Origin of the sequence: Pseudoalteromonas sp. P1-8 (genome assembly GCF_001399985.1) — a bacterium.
In the GTDB taxonomy this organism is placed as follows: Bacteria; Pseudomonadota; Gammaproteobacteria; order Enterobacterales; family Alteromonadaceae; genus Pseudoalteromonas.
Genome location: NZ_LJSO01000008.1, coordinates 233902 through 256945, shown reverse-complemented (window position 1 = coordinate 256945; position 23044 = coordinate 233902). Strand labels below are relative to the sequence as shown.

Sequence of the window (23044 nt, the reverse complement as noted above, 5' to 3'; positions counted from 1 at the left end):
CACATCACCTAGTTGAATTCTCTTGTTTGCCCGAGTGGCCAATAAATGGCACACGTTTGCAAAACAACTTCAAAGCATGAAGGTAAATACCTTTAAAAATACTTAACGTCATAGCCGGAAACTGTTTAAGCACGGCGCTAACCTGCTCTTTCGTGAGAGGCTGCTTTTGCAAACGCAGGGTTGCATCAAACAAAAGAGTGTCGTCTTTTTTATTTTCAATATGAATCATGGTGTTATCAGAATTCATTCTAATATGCCAATGATAGTTCATATCTAAGTTCATGAAAGGTGATACGGAGAAAACCTTTTTAAAGTTCACTTTTTTTTCAAGGGGTACGACATAATAATGACGCTCATTCCAAGGCGTATTGCTCACTTCAGCAAGCATGTGAGTGAAATCGCCATGACCAGTTTGAAAGAAGAAAAAATTAACCGGGCTAAAATAAATTCCTAAACAGCGCACCTGTCCGAGCATAAAAACATGGGTAAATTCATCGTCAATCCCAAGCTCTTTAATTTTATTGAGTGCACGCTGCTTGAGTGGCAGCTGCATATCGGTTTGATAATTAAAATAGTCGCTCTGATTAAATTTAAGTGCCTTAAAGCCACTTAAGCCAAGCCAAGGATGAACTCCATTAAGCTCGTCAGGCTTAGCTAAATCAACCCACATCATATAAAGCGGGTACTTAAAGTGATGCTCTTTGACGGCAAAGCGCCTGTGGCGAACATCACCTACATATATGGCGCTATTCAAACTCGACTCCGAGTTGCTTTGCCACATTTACAGCACTTCTTACACCGTCTTCGTGGAAGCCGTTGTACCAGTACGCTCCGCAAAAATAGCTGTTATTTTTACCGTCAATAAGAGACTTTTGCTGCTGAGCGGCAATCGACTGCTTATTAAATACCGGGTGATGATAGGTAAACTCGCGTAAAATTTTATCTTTATTAATGCCATCAAGGTGGTTAAGCGTGACACAAAATTGCGTGTCGCTCTTAATGCCTTGCAGAATATTCATCTGATAAGTCACCACTGCGGCTTTGTCTGTGTTGTTATTTAACAGATAATTCCAGCTCGCCCATGCGGCTTTGCGTTTTGGTAGCAGTGTAGTATCGGTGTGTAGTACCACTGAATTAGCCGTATAAGGTATCGCTGAGAGAACACTTTTTTCGTCTTCAGTCGGATCTAATAACAGTTTTAATGCTTGATCTGAGTGGCAAGCAAACACAACTTTATCGAATGATTCACTGTGACCATCATCGAAATGGACATGCACACTATCATCTTTTCGAGATACCGAGCTGATATTACTATTTAAACGAATTTTATCAGCAAAACCTTGGATCATAGGTTTAATGTATTCGCGAGAGCCACCCGGAATAACATACCACTGCGGGCGATTAGTGATATCCAACAAACCGTGGTTATAAAAAAACTTAACAAAAAACTCTACGCCAACTTGTGCCATCTCTTTAATGCTTGTAGACCAAATAGCAGCGCCCATCGGCAAGATATAATGAAAACGAAAGAACTCGTTAAAGTCATGCTCGTCTAAAAACTCGCCTAGAGTTTGATTTGCTTTATAATTTTTTTCAACATGTAATGATTTACACACATCATTAAAGCGCACAATGTCTTTTAAAAGTTTCCAGAATTTAGGGCGAAAGATATTGCGCTTTTGTGCGAACAAACTCCAAAAAGTATGGCCGTTATATTCAAAGCCGGTTTGTTCGTTATGCACACTAAAGCTCATTTGCGTTTTCTGACGCTCAACACCCAAGCGCTTAAGTAGTTTTTCAAAATATGGGTAAGTTCGATCGTTAAAGACAATAAAGCCTGTATCAACAGCGTACTCAACGCCATCAACTTTTACGTCTATGGTTGCAGTATGGCCACCTATGTAGTCGTTTTTCTCAAATACGGTTACATCGTAGTGTTTATGCAATAGGTGCGCACAGCTTAAACCCGCTATGCCAGATCCAATAACAGCCACTTTTTTCAACGTGATAATCCTTTTGCAAGCTTCAGCCAAAGTGGCGTAGGAAGCATTCTTAAAAATTTTAAAATGAAGGTAAAACGGTGCGGAAAGTGCACTTCTTTGCGCCTTTTCGCGACCCCTTTATAAATATAATTTGCCGCTTTTTCTGCACTCACCGCCATTGGCATTGGAAAGTCATTTTTGTCTGTAAGCGGCGTTTTAACAAAACCTGGGTGAACTAAAGTGACATCGATATCTTTTAAATCAACCGCTAAGCTATTGGCTAAATAACTTACACCGGCTTTAGACGCACCATAAGCTTGGCTGCGTGGTAACGGTAAATAAGTCACACTAGAGCTTACGATTACAAGCTGACCACCGGGCTTTATTTTTGGTAATAACGCCTCCAGGCAATAGCCCATACTGAGCAAGTTGGTCGTGATCACCCGCTCAAACAAACTGCTGTCAAAATTGCGAGCATCATCAATGTATTCACAATTGCCAGCATTGAGAATAACCCGGTCAAATTGTGTATAAGCCACTGTGCTCGAACGAATATCTTGAAGGTCGGTTGCGTCAAACTGGCAAGACTCTATATTTTGATGCTGGCTCAATTTAGCAAGCTTTTCTGTATTTCTACCGCATGCAATGACCTGTTCATTATTGTCTGCATAAAGCTTTGCTAATGACTCGCCAATACCTGAGGTAGCACCTGTAATTAATGTCGTCATTATGCACTCGCTCTTTTATCGATGTATTTCACAGCCGAGCCAAGCACTGGAATATGCCTATAAAGCATAGCGCCTACATCAAAATAATCGCGGTGATTAATTATTTTATTGCTAGCAAATTTTAAACAGCTATGACCCGCAACCGAGATTGCTTTGCCTTTGTTTAGCTTTGGATGGCGATAATACATGGTCCAATAGATAAACGCAGTGTGGTCTTTGCTCTGAATATTTTCAGTAACATAGCTGTCTTCGATAGCAAATTCGCAAGAAAGCACATTGGCGTAGAGGTTTTTGAAATAGTCACGCAGATCCCCAAGACCATTTACCGCATGCAAGGGATCTGCAAACTGAATATCTGGGTGATAAATTTCATCCAGTAACTGTAAATTGTCTTTATTGAGTGATTGATAAACATCAATAAACCTATCAAGGATCGCCTTGTCCATGTCACACCTTAAATGCGTTTAGCGCTCGCTCTCGCGCGGCTTTATGATCAACAATTGCTGGCCAATAACTGCTCGACTTACCCTGTTTCGCTAAATAATCATGCGGAAAATGGATTTGTTTAGCAGGTATTTTTTCCAGCTCTGGTAAATATTTACGGATAAATTCACCATCTGGATCAAATCGCTCGCTTTGGGTGATAGGATTAAAAATTCGAAAATACGGCTGAGCATCACACCCCGTACTTGCAGCCCATTGCCAGCCACCGTTGTTAGATGCAAGGTCGCCGTCTATGAGATGCTGCATAAAAAAGCGTTCGCCTTTACGCCAATCAATTAATAAGTGCTTAGTTAAAAAGCTCGCGACCACCATGCGTAAACGGTTATGCATCCAGCCAGTTTGCAGTAGCTGCCTCATTGCTGCATCGACTAACGGGTAGCCTGTTTTACCTTCGCACCATGCTTTAAAGTCGCTTTCATCATCACGCCACTTCACGGCGTTGTATTTCTCATTAAAGTTATCGTATTTATTTAGATTTGGATAGATAGCGATAAGATGACGGTAAAACTCACGCCAAATCAGTTCGTTAACCCAACAAAACAAGTTACTTTTACTACTTCGTAGTACATCTGGGTGGCGCTGCTGGATCAGTGCCAATAGTTGATGAACGCTAATAATGCCAAGTGCTAAGTAAGGGCTTAAACCTGAAGTGCCTTTAATGCTTGGGATATCACGCTGGTCTTGATATGTTGCTAGCTTCTCTTCAATAAAGCGCGCGCAAACGTGGCTGAGCGTTTCATCATCGACAGGCCACTTTTCTGAGTTGCCGTCTGAGGCTAATAACTCACTTGGCTGCCACTCAATGGGCTCGAACATCTCTGGCGGCTCAGCAAAATAAAAGTGGGTGTCTTGATAAACTTTTAGCCATGCATTTTTAAATGGCGTGAATACTTTAAACATTTCGCCGCTTTGATTCTTGATACTCCCTGGCGGCGCAATTACATCGCCGTCGTATGCGCAAAAAGCAATCCCTTTACTATCAGCGTACTGTAAAAAGGCATTATCTCGGTTTACTTCATTAAGCTCATATTCGTTGTTAGCGTATACATTTTTTACTTGGTGTTGCTCGCAAAATGACGCTAATTTTTCAACACAACCGGCGTAATCAGCTGCATCAATAATATGTAATTCAATACCTTTACTTGCTAAAAGCTTCCCCAAGAAGCTAAGCCTACGCTTTAATAAATCTAGCTGAATATCAGCCACATCATGCTTTTGCCATTGCTTTTCAGTAATAAAAAATACCGCATTTCTGCAACCATTTTCGATTGCCTGATACAAAGCGTCGTTATTAAAAAGGCGCAGATCGCGCCTAAACCAAAATAATGTATTCATTAAATTCCGTAGCGTAGTTTTAATTCGTTCGGATAGGGGTCAAGATACACTTGCTTAGCAAGATACTCGTTTGGGTGCACTTTTAAATGATGCTTAATTAACGTAAGAGGTACGTAAAGTGGCACTAACCCTTGGCGATATTCATCGATGGCATCACGTAGTTCTTGCTTTTCAATCTTAGAAAGCGATTTTTTAAAATAACCTTGCAAGTGCATTAATGTATTAGCGTTATTTTTACGTGAAGCTGGTTTTTTAAGGGCTGTCATTAACCCCAAAATATATTCATCAGCCAAAGTTTGGATATCTTCGCCATCAAAAGTGCCAAGCAGATTTCCTAAGCTACGGTAAGCTTCGTAGTTATGAGCCATCAATAAGTACTTATATTGGGCATGAAACTGAGTCAATCTATGTACTGTGAGTGGTTGTTCGCTTAATGTTTGCCAGTGCTTATAGGTATAAACACGCATTACAAAGTTTTCGCGAAGGTGCATATCATTTAAACGACCGTTTTCTTCGCAAGGTAACAATGGGTTATGTGCCATTATTTGCTCTGCAAAAAAGCCGATACCTTCTGAGGTATTGCCCGTTCCCGCTTCGTTATAAATTTTAATACGTTCCATTCCGCAACTTGGGCTTTTGGCACAAAATACAAAGCCGCTTAAATCTGCAGTTTGCTCTGTCGCAACACGTTTACCGTATTCTGTTAATTTAGGGCCAACATCGCCAGTGCCATCTGGGCGACACACTTTAATAGTATCGCCAACACGCACTTGACGAATAGTTGGTCGAGGGATTGGCAGGCCTACCGCTACTTCAGGACAAAACTTTTTATACTCAACATGGTTAGCCAACTCATCCATGCAAAAATTAGATTTTTTGTGCCCGCTGTCAAAGCGAACTTTGTCGCCTGCTAAGCAGGCGCTTAAACCAATTTTAATTGTCGATTGCTGCATATAAACTCTACTAATAGATAAGATTACCAATTGGGTTCAGTAATTTACTAATACCTTTATTGAAGTGTAGGGCACTACTAACAACTGTAAAGCACAAGCACCCTTCAATCGTTTTAGGTGTGTGATTGTGACGACCATCTAACATCATAAAGTCACCCGGTACATAGTGTCCGTCTTCATCACTAAACTTCCCATCTAATAATAAAGTGAGCTCAAATCCAGTATGAGTGTGCTCAGGTATTTCACCACCCGCATCAATATGAAGCAGGCTTGCTCGTAATGGGCCATCTTCTAAATCAATACGAGAGCGGGCAAGTTTGCCTATTTGCATAAAATTGCTGTGGCCAATGCGTGTAAGTGCTCTAGGTAAAGTGTAGGTTTTATCTTTAACATCAACTGACACCTGTTCTTGCTCGTACACTTCATCAATTGATTCATCAGCGGTGATGGCATCAAAAAGTGTTTTATCGAACATATCATCCAAGTCGGTAGCTGATTCAGTAAAAACATTATCAGCATTTTTCGCTTCAAGCGCAGCGAGTTCGTTTTGACACACAGGGCACATTTCAACATGAATAGCGACTGCAACACTCAAAGTGGCAGGTAGATTACCTTCACTGAACTTGGCAAGCAATTCGTTGCTAGGATGGTGCTTAATCATGGTGATCTCCCATTTCATTGCGTAACTTCTGCAAGGCTAAGCGAAGACGAGATTTCACTGTGCCTACGGGAATATTTAAATGTTCAGCAAGCTGCTCTTGCGACATATCTTGAAAGTACACCCCGCGCACAACTTCACGTTGCGCAAGCGGTAGTTTATCAAGGTACTGTTTGATCTGTTTATCTTCTAAGTGGTCACTGAATTCGTGCTGGCCCGGCTCGGCTTCATCTATCAATGGCCAGATATCTTCACTAATGCACTCTTCTTTGCTGCTCTTCATTTTTCTTAGCATATCGAAAGAGGCATTACGCATTACTGTGTATACCCAAGTTGTCGCTGCACCTTTTTCTTTGTGGTAAAGGTGTGCTTTACGCCAAACTGAGGTTAGTGTTTCTTGAACTAATTCCATCGCTTGTGCTTCAGAACCGAACTGCTTTATTCCAAAACGTTTAATTTTTGGTGAGAAATATTGGAAAAGTATTGCAAACGCACGTTTATCACGGTGCTCAGCAACAGCAAATAAAGCATCAGCAAGCTCTTTGCTTGGAGTATCTGGCATGGCAGAGTATTGACCTGTGTTAGGTTTACAACCTGTTTGAAGTTGTTGACTTACCATCTTTATGTCATCCAATTATTGTCGTTTAAAGTAATACGGCAAATAGTTGATGTTAGATCACATTAATCAGTAAATTCGTTGTTGATTAGAGTATGGAGGAAACTTAGCAAGTTTTCAAAGTTAGATTTATAAGCAAGTTGTTGTTTTTTAACTAACGATATTGGCAAAATTTCAAGCCAACGGGCAACAACCCAAGCAAGGTTATCGAATTGTGGGGCTTTATATAGGCCTGCTAAATCCGGCTGATTTGCAAATACAGCACGAAGTGTGTCACTCAATAAAGTGTTTTCGTCATTAATTGGCGTGCTTACGTACCATGAAGGTGACGTAATTATTTCGATGTCAGCATGTCGAAGTTGCTGCTTATCCTGAAAAGCGTTATGCATAGACACTGCATGCTCAGCATAAACATCAATTAATAATTGACCATTATCATCTTGATTGAAGTCGGTTATTTGCACTAAACAACCAATTTCGGGCAAGTTAAGATCTGTATCGTGTTGGTAGGTGCACAGCACAAAACCAGTGTTATCTTGTACAGCTTCTTTGACCATCGTTAAGTAACGCTGCTCAAAAATTCTTAGCTTGGTGAACCCTTCAGGTAAAATAAAAACCGGTAAAGGAAAAATCGCACGCTTCATAAAGTCTACTATTCTAAAACCACATGCCTTTAATTACGTGCGCTTTTAATCCGCCGATCAATATTTCATGAAATCTTAATATCTACTTTGTACCTTAGAAGTTGAACCATTGTGCAACGTTACGAAATAATTCGATAGATGCATATGCACTGAGTAAACTCAAAACCGGTGCAACCATAAGTAAAAATAAGCTGATTTCACTACTCATTGTCTTGTTTCCTTACTGCTTGTTTGTTGCTTTAGGAGCTTGAGCAACTTTTAACTCTTCTTCTTTCGAAGCAATTGCATCTTCACTCATGTAAGTATCTAGTAACTTTTGAGCATCAAACTCAATGCTGTTCATTACGCTTTCCTTCAGCTCGTTACTCGCTTGTTGAACATAGCTTTTAACAGATTGTGTAATTGTGTTGCTGATATCTAATTCAAAGTCAGTAGCACTTGCTTGAGTTGACCCTAATACAAGTAACGCAGCAGTAGTTAATTTAAGTGAGTTATTCATAGTGGTATTCCTTGTCTCTTTAAGTAATTAGTCGTAATTACTTAATCAAAGGTTGTGCCACCCTGAAAATAAATTTTAAATTATTGATTTTTAAGGTTTAAATTATTGATTGGTTTTTTAACCTTATTCAGGGTTGGTTAATAAAACCAATGGATTTAAATGTTTTGACCAACATTTAGTGAAAAAATAAGCATTGTAAATTTCAGCGCACACTTGTACACTGAAACTGTTTTATTCACTCATTTTTAGTAGATAGATATGACAGAGCAACTCCCTTATTCACGCCAAGAAGAACAACTTAACGTGCTTACTCACGGCATGGGAGTACTGTTTGCGGTATATGTACTGTGGGACTTAGTTTCACAATCTAAAGCTGTGTCAGCTACGGTAAGTGCCATCGTGTATGGCTCAAGCCTACTGGTATTATTTTTAGCCTCGACCTTATATCACGCCAGTACCAGAGAGCGTATACGAGCCATTTATAAAAAATGTGACCACTGTGCGATTTACTTGCTTATTGCAGGTACCTACACGCCTTATTTGGTTATTTCGTTATCTGGGGCTTGGGCAATTGCTGCTTTGGTGTTTATTTGGACTTTAGCGCTTGGTGGTGTTGCATATAAATTACTGGTCAAAAACACGAATAAAAAGGTCTCACTCGCTACCTATTTATTAATGGGCTGGTTTGCATTAGCACTTGTTTATCCACTTTATTTGAACCTTGATTTAAGCGCTTTATGGTGGCTGCTAGCTGGCGGGATTGCCTACAGTTTAGGCACTGTGTTTTACAGCGCTAAAACCCGCCATTACAGCCATGCAATTTGGCATGTATTTGTGCTAGTTGGATGTGTTTGTCACTACTTATCAATTAGTTTGTATGTTTATTAGTCCCATTGATGCAGGCGCATATTAATTTTAGCCTTATTAAAAGTAACACCTTCACTGAGTAGTTTTTGTCGTTGCTCAAGGTGTTTATTGCTGCCTTCTGGAAACGATATTTTACCTTGGCTATTAACCACCCGATGCCATGGAATGCTTGAGCCCTCGGGCATCACTTTTAATAACCGCCCCACTAACCTTGAGTTATTAGGATATCCCGCAAGCTTTGCTACTTGCCCATAACTGGCAACTTTCCCCTCAGGAATGGCACAAATAATGGTATAAATTAAATCTTCTTTAGTTGCCTGCTGCACGACTCGACTCCAAATACTGTTTACTGACCTCGCTAAAATCCTGCCAAATGGCTCTTGCAACAGGGCCATGATGAACCGAGTGCTGTCGAAATACACGAATTTCTGCACCAAACTGGTGTTCACGATCGATAATTTTAATTTGTTGTAATAAACCAGCGTCAATTTCCGCTTGGCAATGTTGCAAACTGATCATTGCCCAGCCCGCACCAGAGAGCAAAAACGACTTAACACTGGTTATATCGTCAATTTTCATTAACGCAGAGCCTAGCGTATAAGAAAGCCTATCACTGTCAAAACTCAAGTCACTTTCAAACATGGCTAAACACGGGTAATTTTGAATATCTGCAAAACTGATTTCACTGGGCACTACATCAGGCGCGCTAACTATACCTATATCAAATTTACCAATCGGTAAACTTTCGAGATCCCCTGTTGCATGAAACAAATCAAACCAAGGGCCAATTCCTAAATCAGCCTGATGACTATTAACCTGCTCTAGAGATACAAAGCGCTTACCTGAAGAAATACTAAACTCAGTACTAGCAAAACGTTTGAAGGTTTGGCTGATCACTTGGTTATAACTATTTTGATGGCAAAGTTGCTCGTAACAAATTTTATAATTGGCTTCATTACCTAGTGCCAGCTCTTTAGCAAGTGAGCTTAACTCACTGTTTGCATTAAGTAATTGCTTGGCCTCACGATAAAAAATACGGCCCTTCTCAGTTAAATGTAACCTGTATTGGCTTCGGTCTAGTAACTCAAACCCTAGCTCTGATTCTAGCTTCTTAATAGCTAACGTGAGCGCTGGTTGAGTCTTATGCAATTTAAGTGCGGCTTGGCTCAAACTAGAGCTTTGCACAATAGCATCTAGAATGATTAATTGATTTAAATTCATTAATGGCAAACTATATAAATAAAATTTATGCTGTTTCTAAAATTTAATAATTTTTATTTTATATCTTTGCAGCGTATCCTGCAGCAAATTTATGCTTTCTTATCTATGGAGAAGACAATGAGATTGGCAACCGCCGCGTTAATGAGCAGCATGTTTTTGCTTCTTGCGGCATGTTCAGAGCAAGCACAGCAAGATGAAGCAGAGCCGGTAGTACGTCCTGTTAAACTTTTTAATATTGGCAATAATTCAGAACAAAGCATTCGCAGCTTTCCTGCTGAAGTTGTTGCTAACCAAGGTTCTTATCTCGCTTTTAGAGTAAATGGTGAGTTACTTGAGTTCCCTGCTCTTGCGGGCCAACACGTTGAAAAAGGAGAGCTTTTAGCAAAACTGGATCCTGAAGATTTTCAACTGCAGTATGAAGAGCGTAAAGCACGTTTTGAACTTGCAGCGTCTCAACTTGAGCGGGTGCAAAAGCTTTTTAATCGCTCCATTGCCAGTCAATCTGAGTTAGACCAAGCCCTTGCCAATAAACAGGTTGCTGAGTCAGCGCTAAAAATTGCCAAAACCAACCTAGATAATAGTGAATTACGCGCGCCGTTCGCTGGTACTGTGGCAAAGGTGTTTGTGAAAAACTTTGAAAATATTCAAGCAAAACAAAACATTCTTCGCCTTGAAACCCGCGACCTGATGGATGTGGTTATTCAAGTACCTGAAAAGCTCATTGCACGTATCGATAAAGACGTACATTACCAACCAGAAGTTGTATTTGATGGTTACCCAAACAAGTCATATCAATTAACCATTAAAGAGTTTGATACCCAAGCCGACCCAATTACTTTAACGTATAAAGTTGTGTTTTCATTACCTGTACCAGAAGATTTTAATCTACTTGCCGGTATGACTGGCCGCGTTGATATAGACTTAAGCAAAATCACCAGCTCACAGTCACCTTATACATTACTGCCTGTTGAGGCGGTATTCTCAGAACCTACTGAGTCTGAAAACAACAACAGCTATGTGTGGCTTTATGACGAAAACACCGGTTTAGTGCACAAGCAAGCTGTTGAAGTTGGCCAATTACACCGTGATGGCATTGAAGTACTCTCAGGTATCAAAGAAGGGCAAATCGTTGTGGCTGCTGGTGTGCACTTTTTAGAAGAAGGCATGAAAGTGCGTCCATGGCAAAAAGAGCGAGGCTTATAATGAGCTTTGCTGCACTCGCTATTGAAAGAAAAGTCATTAGCTGGATGTTCGCGCTGTTTTTACTGATTGGTGGAACCGTCGCTTACTTTGGCTTAGGACAACTAGAAGATCCTGAATTCACCCTAAAAAAAGCCATGGTGATCACCCTTTATCCGGGCGCGTCACCACAGCAGGTTGAAGAAGAAGTCACCTTCCCTATTGAAAATGCAATTCAACAGCTACCGTATGTTGATTACGTAACCAGTATTTCATCACCGGGTAAATCGCAAATTACCGTCGAGATGAAAAGCAATTATCGTAAACAAGACTTACGCCAAATATGGGATGAGTTGCGTCGTAAAATCAATGATCAAGCATCGTCGATGCCCTCTGGTGTTTATCCTAGTAAAATTATGGATGACTTTGGCGATGTATACGGGGTGATGTATGCAGTCACTGGTGATGGTTATTCTTACGATGAGCTTAAAGATTACGTTGATTATTTAAAACGTGAACTGGTTTTAGTCGATGGCGTTAGTAAAGTAACCGTGGGTGGTGAGCAACAAGCACAAGTCATGGTTGAGATTTCAACCCGCAAACTTGCCCAATTAGGTATTTCGCCTAATCGTATTTATCAGCTTTTACAAACTCAAAATAGCGTGTCGAACGCAGGTAAAGTGCGCGTTGGCGATGAATCAATTCGCTTACACCCAACCGGTGAATTTAAAGACGTAAAAGAGCTCGAAAACCTACTCATTTCAAAACCAGGTGAAAATGAGCTTATTTACTTGGGTGATGTTGCTACCGTTTTTCGTGAGTACGCCGAAGTCCCTAACAATATTATTCGCTATAACCAGCAACAAGCATTACTGGTTGGCGTGTCATTTAGCACAGGCGTTAACGTTGTTGATGTAGGCGCAAATATTGATGCCCATTTAGCGTCACTTGAATATCAACGACCACATGGTATGGAAATAAACAGCGTTTATAACCAACCTGCCGAAGTTGAAAAGTCAGTAAGTGGCTTTATTATCAGCCTACTTGAAGCCGTTGCTATTGTTATAATCGTGCTTTTAGTCTTCATGGGCTTTAAGAGCGGCGTATTGATTGGTGTAATACTTCTACTGACCGTACTAGGTACCTTCATTTTCATGAAGTTATTTGCCATTGATTTACAGCGAATTTCGCTTGGTGCCTTGATTATAGCCTTAGGGATGCTGGTTGATAATGCCATTGTCGTAACCGAAGGCATATTAATAAACCTCAAGCGCGGACAAACAAAACTGCAAGCAGCGACTAACATTGTTAATCAAACCAAGTGGCCATTACTGGGTGCTACGGTTATTGCTATTACTGCCTTTGCGCCGATTGGCTTGAGTTCAGATGCCAGTGGTGAGTTTGCTGGCAGCTTGTTCTGGGTGTTGTTTATTTCATTGTTACTAAGCTGGATCACAGCCATTACTTTAACGCCTTTCTTCGCTGATTTAATGTTTAAACAAGCCACTGAAAAACAGCCGCATCACGATGAAGACCCTTATCAAGGTGTTATTTTTAATGTTTATAAAGGCGTGTTACATACAGCAATGCGGTACCGTAAAACCACGCTACTGCTGATGGTGATCCTGCTTGTTAGCTCAGTTTATGGCTTTAAATTTATCAAGCAGTCGTTCTTCCCAGCATCGAATACTCCTATGTTTTATGTTGATTATTGGCATACGCAAGGCGCTGATATTCATACCACTATGGATGGTGTTGCAAAGCTCGAAAAATTCTTACAAGCCGACCCACTGGTTGAAGAAATAACCACAACGGTTGGTCAAGGTGCACCGCGTTTTATGCTGACTTACGCACCTGAAAAATCATACCCAGCCTATGGGCAATTGATTATTCGAGTAAAAGACCGCGAAGCTGTTACAACCATGATCAAAAAAGTACGCGATTACCAACACGAACATGTACTTGATGCTCAGCTTAAAGTTAAACGTATGGAGATTGGCCCATCAACAGATGCAAAAATTGAAGCGCGTTTTTCTGGTGCTGATCCTGTGGTACTTCGCCAATTAGCAAAAGAGGCAAAAGACATTCTGCATCAAGATGCTGGGGCATTTAATATCCGTGACGATTGGCGTGCTCGCTCGAAGTTAATTCGTCCGCAATTTAACGAGCAAAAAGCCCGTCGTTTAGGGATTGCTAAATCTGACCTTGATCAACTGCTTTTAACTAGCTTATCGGGTAAACAAGTGGGCGTTTATAAAGACGGCACGCAAATGCTGCCAATTATTGCTCGCTCACCTGCAGAAGAGCGCTTAAACGTTGAAAGCTTACGTGACTTACAAATTTACAGCCCAGTGTTAGGTGTATTTGTACCGGTGACACAAGTGGTTGATGATTTTGTTGTTGAGTGGGAAGACAGCTTGATCATGCGACGTGACCGTAAGCGTACCATCACTGTAATGGCCGACCACGATGTTATTGGCGATGAAACTCCAGCGAAGCTGTTTGCACGTGTTCGCAAAGCCATTGAAGCTATTGAGCTACCTCGTGGCTATGAATTGCAATGGGGCGGCGAGTATGAGTCATCAACAGATGCGCAAAAAGCTATTTTCGGCTCATTACCGCTAGGTTACTTAGCCATGTTTGCTATAACTGTATTGCTGTTCAATTCAGTTAAAAAGCCTTTAGTGATTTGGGCAACAGTGCCACTAGCCATTGTAGGTGTATCAGCTGGTTTATTACTAATGAATGCAGCATTTAGCTTTATGGCATTGCTTGGCTTACTGAGCTTAAGCGGTATGCTCATCAAAAACGGCATTGTATTAGTTGATCAAATTAACCTTGAACTCGATAGCGGCAAAGACCCTTACAAAGCAGTGTTTGACTCTGGTGTAAGCCGTGTTCGTCCTGTAGCGATGGCTGCAATTACCACCATCTTAGGCATGATCCCACTGCTATTTGACGTGTTCTTCCAGTCAATGGCGGTAACCATTATGTTCGGTCTTGGTTTTGCGACAGTGCTGACACTAATTGTTGTGCCTGTGCTCTATACCATGCTGTTTAAGATCAAAGTACCTAAACAGCGTCACGCTAATTAATACAGATTGACTCTCAACCTAAAGCCCTATCAGCAAACTGTTAGGGCTTTTCTTTATTACCTTTTATTTTAATAAGCAAAAAGGTAATAAAATCCGCCACAGCCAGCAAATAAAAATAAACAACACCAAAAATAAAAGCGCACTGGTTCTTGGTGCTTATAAATGGTGCTAATGCTCCCTGTATAACTTCGGCTACCTACACGAATTTTATTCGTTAATAACCCCAACACCCCATAACCAACAAACAATAGGGATGCAATAAAGATAAATGCATTCTGAAAGCTAGCCATTGATAACCCTGTTTATTAGTCGTGAAAATTGGTCAGCTATCAATTTTTAACTTATTTATTATTCTCGGTAAAGTCGGATGCCGAGAGCTCGCCTGTGTCTAGCATGAATTTTTGTTATTTAAGGTGGGTGTCTAGTTAACGGCACCAAGCTTCCAAAGGTTTGTCTAAAATAACTGTCTGTTTAATGATTAACTTTAAGTTGGGTGTCCATTTATGGTGGACTTTTTGTTATTTAAAGTGGGTGTCTATTTAATGATTAACCTATCAGCTTGTGTGCTAACCTATTGCTGCTTATTTAAGACTTGAAGGGCTAAGATGCGTAGAAAAGTACTTTACTTATTGATTGCAATATTCAGTGGTACCTTAAGCGCCAATGAAAATACATACTATCAGCATGAGTCTAATGTAGCTTTTCACGTTGCCGTTGAAAGTTTATCTGATGCTGTTTTAGCAATTGAAGGACAAAATGGATTGATATTTAACTCAAGATGGATTTTTGGGGAAATAGGCACACCAATCGCATATTTGTGAAGGGCAACAGTCACCCGATTTAGAGCTCGGGTGTGATTCTGTTTCAAGTCCGACTGTTGAATCTCATTACGACTTTCTACAAAACAGTCAGATTGCTCTTTATTTTAGACCTAAGCTAATTGTGAATGGATTCAAATTGATTGAAGCAAGTGTTAAAAACAATAAAGTAACACTATTACTATTTGAAGATGACAATACAAAAGAGCTGTTCTTTGTAAGGAAACATCAACTTATCGATATTATCGCGAAAAAACTCACTAAAAAAGAATTTCAACAGAAAAGAGACCGTCTTGAAGCTGATGCCACTGACCCTAATGAAGGCTGAGGTTGCACTATATATCATTAAAGAACCCTGAAGATTACGAGTAAATACTAGCCAGGGCTCTAATGCGCTGAGCTTACTTTTTCAGACTTAATGTGCCTGTGCGTTTAGTACTGCTACGCTTAGTTTGATTTGGTTTTGATGAATGTGAATTGCCAGCCTTTGCTCTTGATTGACCTTGCTTAGCATCACTGCGTGCTTTTTTCACGTATTTAGAAAAGTCGCGCTTTTTTTCTTCTTCATTACGTGGCTTTTGCTTAGCACGAGCTTGCGTTGGCTGTTTGTTTTCATCAATTGAACGCTCTTGTGTTTTACCTGAGTCGGCAATTGAGTTATTGATCTCAGCCATTTCTTGTTCGGTTAAGTGACGCCACTGCCCTACTTTTAAACCCTTTAGGGTCACGTTCATAATTCGTGTGCGCTTTAAAGTCACCACTTCATAGCCTAAATATTCGCACATACGACGTATTTGGCGGTTTAAGCCTTGTGTTAGTACAATGGTAAATTGCTGTGGGCCAGTTTGCTTGACCTTACACTTTTTAGTAACGGTATCGAGGATAGGAATACCGTTTGCCATCTTATTCACGAACTGGCGATTAAGTGGCTTATCAACTGTCACTACGTATTCTTTTTCATGATTATTACCAGCGCGAAGAATTTTATTAACGATGTCGCCTTCGTTAGTTAAGAAAATTAAGCCTTCTGAAGGTCTATCTAAGCGTCCGATTGGGAAAATACGTTCTGGGTAATTAACTGCTTTAACAATATTGCTTTGGATTTTTCGCTCAGTCGTACAAGTAATACCAACTGGTTTGTTATAGGCAATATAAACCAGCTTAGGCTTTGCTTTTAAAGGTTTGCCATCTATAAGTACATCATCGGCGTCACTAACTTTTACGCCCATTTCTGGCAAGTTGCCGTTAACAGTAACACGACCTTCTTCAATATATTTATCTGCCTCACGGCGTGAACAAAAACCTGTTTCACTGATAAATTTATTTAATCGCTTTAACTCTGTCATGGCACACTTCTGTCTGGATTTTAAAGCCGCTAGTTTATACCAGAAGGCTTTACCAAGCTAGGTAGAATCTAGGCTCTTTCATTGCACTTTTAGTGTAGTGCTGCGTTTTTGGGCTTTTCGCTCAATAAACTATGTAGTGTATCAAAATCGAAAGCGTACTCAGTGCTTTTGCTGTTTTGCAGTAAGAAGGTTTCAAAAGGGATAACCGACCAGTCTTTGATGTTTCTTAGCCAGCTGTAACTTTGAATATTGTGCTTTGTGATCACCCCAAGCTGAAACTTAATCGCATCGTGATTTTGCCAATAAGGGTTACCATTATGATGATCGATAACGCTAATTAGTGCCCACGCTCCCATCATAAAATGCCCGCCAACACTGGCTGTGAGTTTTTGTTGTTCTATTAAGTCTAAATTATCATCAAGCCAATCAATGCCACCAATGAAATAGGCTTTATCTTTTTTACCTTTTACTGCTTCTAGGGCACCTTGCGCCATCAAATCAGACGCACACCAAATCACATTCGTATCTGGGTATCGTTGTAATAATCGGCTCACTTTATTCTCGGCTTCTTGCTTATTCCAACTGGCATACACAACTTGCTCAAGCTCAACATCTTGTTTTCGTAAATAATGAACAAGGCCGTCACTACGGGTGTCAGATTCAGTGCCATAATGGCCATTGATAGCGACAAAGTGAGGCGTTTGCTTTGTATTTATTGCCTCCTCAAGTAAGGCTTTGCCAAGTTGTTCACCCGCTTTGAAGTTATCGTGAAATACTTCACCTAACCAATATTTAAAGCGCTGACGGGGTTTACCGACTTCGTCTCGCTCTACGCCAACAATCGTTTCTTCGAGAGTGATAAAATTTACTTTGTGTTGTTCAAGCAAGCTCATTGACTGCTCTGCGCCACCTGGGTAATTGATTAAAATTGCGTAATCAGGTTTAGGGTTATATTGCAGGTATTGTTTTAGTTCGGCTAATTGAATGTGGCGATTTCCACCACCATAAATTGTTGTGAGGGAAACATTATTTTGCTTGGCAGCAACCTGCATCACATCAGTCACTTTTTGCCAAAATACATCGCTTTTAACAGAGGGATTAACTAACAACACAGAGAATTGCTCGCCAGCATAAAGTGGTGAACAGCAAAGCAATGTAAAAACCAACAAGCAAACTCGCATTACCACTCCGCTTTGTTTTTCTTTGATTGTAGTATACGAGGAATTATCTAGACAATTTCCGCCAAATTAATTCACACGGACCATGTGTAAAGTACTGACTATACACTTTACAAAAAAACAATTGAAAAACAAGCACAACAGCAATAACCAACCAATAATCTATGCGATCAAAATTAAGTGCTGCGCTTGGGTATGCGACTTTAAAAAACAGGATAAAAATCACTGTTTGCATTAGATATAGCGTTAATGACATGCGTCCAGCTTGCTGTAGCAGTAACCAGTTACTGGGGGAATTTTTAACTATTTTCACAATGATGTGGCAATAACAAATGGCCATAGCTAAAGCAGCAAGCCAATTAATCGGTTCAGCAATCGCGTACATGAATACACTTTGGTCAGGCTCTATCATCAACCTTAGAGCCGTAAAACTTATCGCTGCAGCAGTAATCAACTTAAGCTGAGAGTGTGTTAAACCTTTAACAAATACCCCTTGTTTATATAAATAAACGCCCACCAGCATTAACCCTGCAGCCATCCACATAGTGATAAGCGGCACAGCAATAAGCATTATTATAAAAATCAGAAAGTTACTGACGAATCCTGCAAAATAAGAAGAGTAAGCCGCGTCATACGCCATTAAAAAACTCTCAGAGCTTCTCGTTACAGGGCTAAACTCTGGCTCTATAAAGGAGAGTAAAAATGAAATGAAGGCACCAAGAAGTAAAAACAGCATGCCCATACGCAGTATTTTTTCGTCATATTGCTGACTAAATTTAAGCGTTAACCAGCCTGCACAAGCATAAATAAACAAAATATCGCCAGCCCAAAATAAAAAACCATGGGCAAGGCCTATACATGCCAAAACTTTTAGCCGCTTATGTTGCTTCTCGACGCTTTGCCAAAGTTGCCATTGAATAACTAAAGACGCACCGAATAACAGGCAAAAAAGGCTTCTAAAACGCCCATCAATAAACACTGTATTTATGGTGTGAATGAGTGAATCTGAAAATGGTGGCGTAGCACTTGGGGTATAGTCATACTCAAACACAGCAAAGGTGTAGATGTTCATAAACATCAAGCCGAGTACCGCAATACCCCGTAAAACATCCATATTTATATTGCGCATAAATCCCTTATAGGTTTTGCCTGCAGCTATCGCTCCAATTTACCGCATTTTCGTATATCTTGGGAAGGTCAGCACTTTCAATACTTAAATAGGCAACAGCCTGTTCAAGTGCCCACCAACTGCCAGTTTCGTAAGCTTTGACAGTTTCTAGTATGTAATAGAGGATATTTTTTTCTTGCATGAGAGCAGCATGAATTTCGTCAGGAAACGGCAATCGATCCAATAGCTTTTCCATTGGCTGATCTAATATGGCATCGAGCAACGAAAACAGTCCCGTTAAAAATGCCTCACCTGTTTGTTGCTTAGCAACACGCTGCGCTATTAATTCGCAAAAGCGCGCTCTAACAACACAAAGCCGAGTAAGCTCGGCTGGTTTTGACTGGGCACTGTGGGCAGTAATAATTAGGCTAACAAACTTTTTCAGTCGTTCATGGCCTAAATATACAAGCGCTTGTTTTAGAGAGCCAATTTTGCTTTTAATAGGAAACACGCCGCTATTAATTAAGCGCAGCAATTTATAAGCAAGTGCGGTATCTAACGAGAACAAGCCCGCAATTTCACTTATATTTGGATCTGGGCGCATGACTTCAGCATAAATTGATAATACCAGCGCATAGTTGTAATCAATATCGCGATGCTGAATCATTTTGGGTTTAGCAAAGAAATAACCTTGAAAGAAATCAAAGCCCATTTTATAGGCTTTGTCGTAATCATCGGCTGTTTCAAGTTTTTCTGCCAAAAGCTTTATTTTTTTATGTTTTTTAAGCTTATTTACAACAGGGGCAATTTCTTCAAAGGGTGTTTGTTGAACATCAAACTTGATAAGACGAATAAGTTTTAAAAAGCGATCCCACTCAGGTTGGTAGACAAAATCATCCAGTGCCAACTTGTAGTTGTTGTGAAAAAGCTCACGACAATATTCGTAATTTTCGTCGGTAGGTTCCATAGTTTCGAGTAACTCAATCACCACATCTTGAGTTGGCAAAAACGCGCAAAGGTCCAGCTTCAAAGACTCTGGACCTATATTAATTAATGCTTTTTTGCCCGACGTAATATGACGGGTACCTAAATTGAGCTGGTTTTCCATAATGAGTCGAGCCGTTGCCGTACTCTCTGACACATCAGGAAAACTATTTTTTAAACTATCTCTAAATAGTAGCTCATAGGCGACAACTTGTTGACGACGATTAAAGACCGCTTGCCTAGCAACAAATACAGCCACTTTACCTACTTTTTATATTTTATCTCACACTAAGTAATTAATAGCTGAAATTGACAAAAAAGTCACTTAATTACCATGAATCACGCATTTTTTATTGATATAAGCCTGATAAATAGCCTTCTGCAACGGATTGCCACGTAAAACGGGCATTTTCAGCCTGTTCACATATTGCACACCATTGTTCTGGTTGTGATTTTTTAAGCTCAAGCGCATCGCTAAAACTAGTAACAAGTTCGTAGCTTTGTGATGCTAAACTCTCACCTTGGAAACTAAAACCACTCACATGATGCTCTACCGTATCACGCAAACCGCCAACACCGTGGACTAAACATGGCTGACCTGCTCGCATTGCTAACATCTGACTGATACCACATGGCTCAAACGAACTTGGCATTAAAAATAAATCGCCTAAGTGATACATATATTCGCCAACAAAATGTGCGTACCCTTTTAAAAATAGCAGGTTTTCTTGGCGAGCCATAACCGATGTCATAATTTGCTCAAGTTCAGCATCCCCTGAGCCTAAAATAATCATATAGCCGTTATGTTGTTTTAAGCGCTGACACAACTCATCTAACACCAGTCCTTTATCAAAAGGCTGGCGAAGTAACAGTGCTTTTTGGTCCGTTAAACGGCCCACACTGGTTACTAATGGCCCTGAAAAAGGCTGAGTTTTAAATTTAAGTAAGCGTTGATGCGCTATGTAATAGCTTGAATCTAAAACCGGACTTTTTGCCATCCATTGAAATAATGCATTTTCGGCATGTTGATAAAGGCTCGCTAAACTAATGTCCTCAAGCTTCATTCCAGGGTATTCGCAACCATTAAGAATGCCCACTACGCGGCCTTGTTCATAAGCAGCTTGTAGGTCAGCTTCAAGCCCCTCACCACCAAAGAAGCCTTTTTCTGCATCACTAGGGCGCAATACTTCTTGGCAATACGTTGGCGAAACGAGGTGTACTTTATCAACCAGATTAATTGCTGTACGCATTGGATTAAAGCAATCAAAATAACGCGGATCGCATAATCGTTCGCCGTTATAACCTAAGCTTGGGAACCACGCTTCTAGGCTTGAGCTATCGCCTTTAAAAGGACGTATCCCTTGCAATGCAAGGTTATGTACTGTGTAAGCTAAAAATAAGTGCGATAGTTTCTTATAACGGCTGTCTGTTTTTAGTAATAGAGCAACACAGGCACTGTGCCAGTCATGTAAATGCACAACATCCGGCGTGTGGATAAGCCCTTGTAATAAGGCCTCGCAAACTGCAGCGTTGAAAAGAGCAAACTTACTTGCATCGGTTGCAAATGGGCGCCCTGGTTCATCATTACAATAAACAGCACCATTATGGCGGCTAAATTCCCAATGAGATATAAGTAGTTGCGTTACACCTTCATCACTTTGAGCGAGCTTCCACACATCCAGTTTTTGCATTTGACCTGCAAATGGCACATGTACTACACCTATGTGATGACGCTCTAAATAATCAAAGCCATAATCAGGGATCACCACATCAACAGTAAGGCCTTTTTCTACTAACGCTTTAGGACAATCTCTAACAACATCCGCTACACCACCGACTTTTGCATTCGGTAATGCATCATTCTCTGCAGCTACCATCAATACATGCATGCTTTGCAGTACTCCATAAAACTGTTATACCAATCAGCAATAGTACTTAATTAAGCGAATTGGTATTATTCAAATATAAATAAGGGAGGGACATGCCCTCCCTTTTTCATTTAACGCGATTGCTTAAGCAAGTCGTTTATTATCTTGTTCTTGTTGTTTTAACTTTTTTGCAAGTTCATTCAACATATCACGAGTTACCAACACAATCCCTTTTTTCGAGACTCTAAAGCCATTTTCTTTGTCAGCTTTGTGATCGTAGCCAATTTCTAGACCTGCTGGGATCTCACAATTACGGTCAATAATAGCACGCCTAATTCGGCAATTTCGCTGTATTTTCGCACCAGGTAAAATCACAGACTCTTCAATTTCACAGAATGAGTGAACATATACATTCGAGAACAGCAGTGACTTTTTAACTTTAGAGCCAGAGATAATACAGCCACCCGAAACTGTTGAATCAACAGCCATTCCACGTCTGTCATCATCATCAAAAATAAACTTAGCAGGTGGTAACTGCTCCTGATAAGTCCAGATTGGCCATTTTGGATCATAAAGGTCAAGCTGAGGCTCTGGCATTACCAGCTCCATGTTAGCTTCCCAGAATGAATCAAGCGTACCCACATCGCGCCAGTATGGTTGACCATCTGTGTTAGAGTCTCTAAACGGATATGCAAACACGTTATGCTCTTCGATGATAGCTGGAATGATATCGTGACCGAAATCACGGCCTGAGCCTTCCGTTTCTGCGTCTTTTTTCAATTGTTCAAATAAGAACTCAGTATTGAAAATATAGTTACCCATTGATGCTAAGCAGGTTCCTGGTTTACCCGGTACAGACGTTGGCTCAGCAGGCTTTTCATCAAAACGACGGACACGATTACTTTCATCAACCGTCATTACACCAAATGTATCTGCAGCTTCTTCGCAAGGTACTTCAATACAACAAACCGTCATATCAGCACCTGTCTCAACATGTTTTGCTAACAAACCGCCGTAGTCCATACAATATACGTGGTCACCAGAGAGGATCATGACATACTTAGGCAGTTCATGACGGATGATATCCATATTTTGGAATACCGCATCAGCTGTACCGCAATACCACTCGTCACCATATCGCTGAGATGCAGGTAAAATCTCTACAGATTCACCCAATTCTTTCTTAAAGTGACCCCATGCACGGTTTACGTGACGAATTAACGAGTGCGACTTATATTGAGTAGCAATACCAACTCGACGAATACCTGAATTAATACAATTCGACAATGGAAAGTCGATTATTCGGTGTTTACCACCAAAATAGACAGCTGGTTTAGCACGCCAGTCTGTTAATTCATGTAAACGTGAGCCACGTCCACCGGCAAGAATTAGGGCATACGTTTCTCTGGTTAAACTACTTATGTATCGGTTTGCATAACTTGGCATAACTCTCTCCGTCTT

24 protein-coding genes are annotated in these 23044 nt (G+C 40.5%); 5 read left to right on the top strand and 19 right to left on the bottom strand.

Going from position 1 to position 23044, the window contains the following annotated elements:
* Positions 1–4: 4 nt before the first annotated feature.
* The 10 genes from AN213_RS13360 to AN213_RS13315 all read right to left on the bottom strand — a co-directional run bounded on the left by AN213_RS13360 (position 5) and on the right by AN213_RS13315 (position 7919).
* Entirely contained in the window at positions 5–754 is a 750-nt protein-coding gene (locus AN213_RS13360) for a DUF1365 domain-containing protein (protein ID WP_055198827.1), read from the bottom strand.
* On the bottom strand, positions 747–2003 hold the full coding sequence (locus tag AN213_RS13355) for an NAD(P)/FAD-dependent oxidoreductase (protein ID WP_055198826.1): 1257 nt from the start codon (positions 2001–2003) through the stop codon (positions 747–749). The genes AN213_RS13360 and AN213_RS13355 overlap by 8 nt, the downstream gene beginning before the upstream one ends.
* Positions 2000–2710, bottom strand: coding sequence for an SDR family NAD(P)-dependent oxidoreductase (locus AN213_RS13350; RefSeq protein WP_054562359.1), 711 nt, complete (start codon positions 2708–2710; stop codon positions 2000–2002). The genes AN213_RS13355 and AN213_RS13350 overlap by 4 nt, the downstream gene beginning before the upstream one ends.
* Positions 2710–3156 carry a nuclear transport factor 2 family protein gene (locus AN213_RS13345; RefSeq protein ID WP_055021067.1) on the bottom strand — a complete coding sequence of 149 codons (447 nt, stop codon included), beginning with the start codon at positions 3154–3156 and terminating at the stop codon, positions 2710–2712. The genes AN213_RS13350 and AN213_RS13345 overlap by 1 nt, the downstream gene beginning before the upstream one ends.
* Before the next feature lies 1 nt (position 3157).
* The gene (gene phrB / locus AN213_RS13340) at positions 3158–4549 is read right to left on the bottom strand and encodes a deoxyribodipyrimidine photo-lyase (RefSeq protein WP_054562361.1); all 1392 of its coding nucleotides are present in this window, start codon (positions 4547–4549) and stop codon (positions 3158–3160) included.
* Positions 4549–5502, bottom strand: a complete 954-nt coding sequence (locus AN213_RS13335; RefSeq protein WP_054562362.1) for a DUF523 and DUF1722 domain-containing protein — start codon at positions 5500–5502, stop codon at positions 4549–4551. The genes phrB and AN213_RS13335 overlap by 1 nt, the downstream gene beginning before the upstream one ends.
* A gap of 10 nt (positions 5503–5512) precedes the next feature.
* Positions 5513–6163 carry a ChrR family anti-sigma-E factor gene (locus AN213_RS13330; protein ID WP_055198825.1) on the bottom strand — a complete coding sequence of 217 codons (651 nt, stop codon included), beginning with the start codon at positions 6161–6163 and terminating at the stop codon, positions 5513–5515.
* Positions 6156–6779: a sigma-70 family RNA polymerase sigma factor gene (locus AN213_RS13325; protein ID WP_054562364.1), complete on the bottom strand. Its 624-nt coding sequence runs from the start codon at positions 6777–6779 to the stop codon at positions 6156–6158. The genes AN213_RS13330 and AN213_RS13325 overlap by 8 nt, the downstream gene beginning before the upstream one ends.
* 62 nt (positions 6780–6841) lie before the next feature.
* The gene (locus AN213_RS13320) at positions 6842–7420 is read right to left on the bottom strand and encodes an LON peptidase substrate-binding domain-containing protein (protein ID WP_055021069.1); all 579 of its coding nucleotides are present in this window, start codon (positions 7418–7420) and stop codon (positions 6842–6844) included.
* A gap of 220 nt (positions 7421–7640) precedes the next feature.
* Positions 7641–7919, bottom strand: coding sequence for a hypothetical protein (locus AN213_RS13315; RefSeq protein ID WP_054562366.1), 279 nt, complete (start codon positions 7917–7919; stop codon positions 7641–7643).
* A gap of 258 nt (positions 7920–8177) precedes the next feature.
* Between AN213_RS13315 and AN213_RS13310 the strand changes: the two genes are divergently transcribed.
* Positions 8178–8807 carry a hemolysin III family protein gene (locus tag AN213_RS13310; RefSeq protein WP_054562367.1) on the top strand — a complete coding sequence of 210 codons (630 nt, stop codon included), beginning with the start codon at positions 8178–8180 and terminating at the stop codon, positions 8805–8807.
* Here AN213_RS13310 and AN213_RS13305 read toward each other — a convergent pair.
* Positions 8804–9112 carry an MGMT family protein gene (locus tag AN213_RS13305; RefSeq protein ID WP_054562368.1) on the bottom strand — a complete coding sequence of 103 codons (309 nt, stop codon included), beginning with the start codon at positions 9110–9112 and terminating at the stop codon, positions 8804–8806. The genes AN213_RS13310 and AN213_RS13305 overlap by 4 nt on opposite strands.
* Complete coding sequence (locus tag AN213_RS13300) at positions 9096–10007, bottom strand: LysR family transcriptional regulator (protein WP_055021070.1); 912 nt, start codon at positions 10005–10007, stop codon at positions 9096–9098. Before AN213_RS13300 ends, AN213_RS13305 begins: the two co-directional genes overlap by 17 nt.
* Positions 10008–10124: 117 nt before the next feature.
* Here AN213_RS13300 and AN213_RS13295 point away from each other — a divergent pair, with 117 nt between their 5' ends.
* Both AN213_RS13295 and AN213_RS13290 read left to right on the top strand, forming a co-directional pair.
* Positions 10125–11210: an efflux RND transporter periplasmic adaptor subunit gene (locus tag AN213_RS13295; protein WP_054562370.1), complete on the top strand. Its 1086-nt coding sequence runs from the start codon at positions 10125–10127 to the stop codon at positions 11208–11210.
* The gene (locus AN213_RS13290; protein ID WP_055198824.1) at positions 11210–14281 is read left to right on the top strand and encodes an efflux RND transporter permease subunit; all 3072 of its coding nucleotides are present in this window, start codon (positions 11210–11212) and stop codon (positions 14279–14281) included. The genes AN213_RS13295 and AN213_RS13290 overlap by 1 nt, the downstream gene beginning before the upstream one ends.
* Before the next feature lie 68 nt (positions 14282–14349).
* Here AN213_RS13290 and AN213_RS13285 read toward each other — a convergent pair whose 3' ends face one another.
* Positions 14350–14571: a hypothetical protein gene (locus AN213_RS13285; protein ID WP_054562372.1), complete on the bottom strand. Its 222-nt coding sequence runs from the start codon at positions 14569–14571 to the stop codon at positions 14350–14352.
* Positions 14572–14886: 315 nt separating this feature from the next.
* Between AN213_RS13285 and AN213_RS13280 the strand changes: the two genes are divergently transcribed.
* Positions 14887–15102, top strand: a complete 216-nt coding sequence (locus tag AN213_RS13280; protein WP_054562374.1) for a hypothetical protein — start codon at positions 14887–14889, stop codon at positions 15100–15102.
* A 136-nt stretch (positions 15103–15238) separates the two neighbouring features.
* A complete protein-coding gene (locus AN213_RS13275) occupies positions 15239–15427 on the top strand; it encodes a hypothetical protein (protein WP_054562375.1) in 189 nt (62 codons plus the stop codon).
* A gap of 73 nt (positions 15428–15500) precedes the next feature.
* Here AN213_RS13275 and rluF read toward each other — a convergent pair whose 3' ends face one another.
* From rluF to glgC, 6 genes are all read right to left on the bottom strand, one after another.
* The gene (rluF, locus tag AN213_RS13270) at positions 15501–16445 is read right to left on the bottom strand and encodes a 23S rRNA pseudouridine(2604) synthase RluF (protein WP_054562376.1); all 945 of its coding nucleotides are present in this window, start codon (positions 16443–16445) and stop codon (positions 15501–15503) included.
* An 89-nt stretch (positions 16446–16534) separates the two neighbouring features.
* Positions 16535–17626 (bottom strand): ABC transporter substrate-binding protein, encoded by a 1092-nt coding sequence (locus tag AN213_RS13265; RefSeq protein ID WP_055198823.1) that lies wholly within the window; start codon positions 17624–17626, stop codon positions 16535–16537.
* A gap of 43 nt (positions 17627–17669) precedes the next feature.
* The gene (locus AN213_RS13260; RefSeq protein ID WP_095209757.1) at positions 17670–18752 is read right to left on the bottom strand and encodes a DUF418 domain-containing protein; all 1083 of its coding nucleotides are present in this window, start codon (positions 18750–18752) and stop codon (positions 17670–17672) included.
* A 7-nt stretch (positions 18753–18759) separates the two neighbouring features.
* Positions 18760–19974 (bottom strand): EAL and HDOD domain-containing protein, encoded by a 1215-nt coding sequence (locus AN213_RS13255; RefSeq protein WP_054562379.1) that lies wholly within the window; start codon positions 19972–19974, stop codon positions 18760–18762.
* 91 nt (positions 19975–20065) lie between these two features.
* A complete protein-coding gene (locus AN213_RS13250; protein WP_055198821.1) occupies positions 20066–21604 on the bottom strand; it encodes a glycogen synthase in 1539 nt (512 codons plus the stop codon).
* 123 nt (positions 21605–21727) lie between these two features.
* The gene (gene glgC, locus AN213_RS13245) at positions 21728–23029 is read right to left on the bottom strand and encodes a glucose-1-phosphate adenylyltransferase (RefSeq protein WP_054562381.1); all 1302 of its coding nucleotides are present in this window, start codon (positions 23027–23029) and stop codon (positions 21728–21730) included.
* Positions 23030–23044 lie beyond the last annotated feature (15 nt).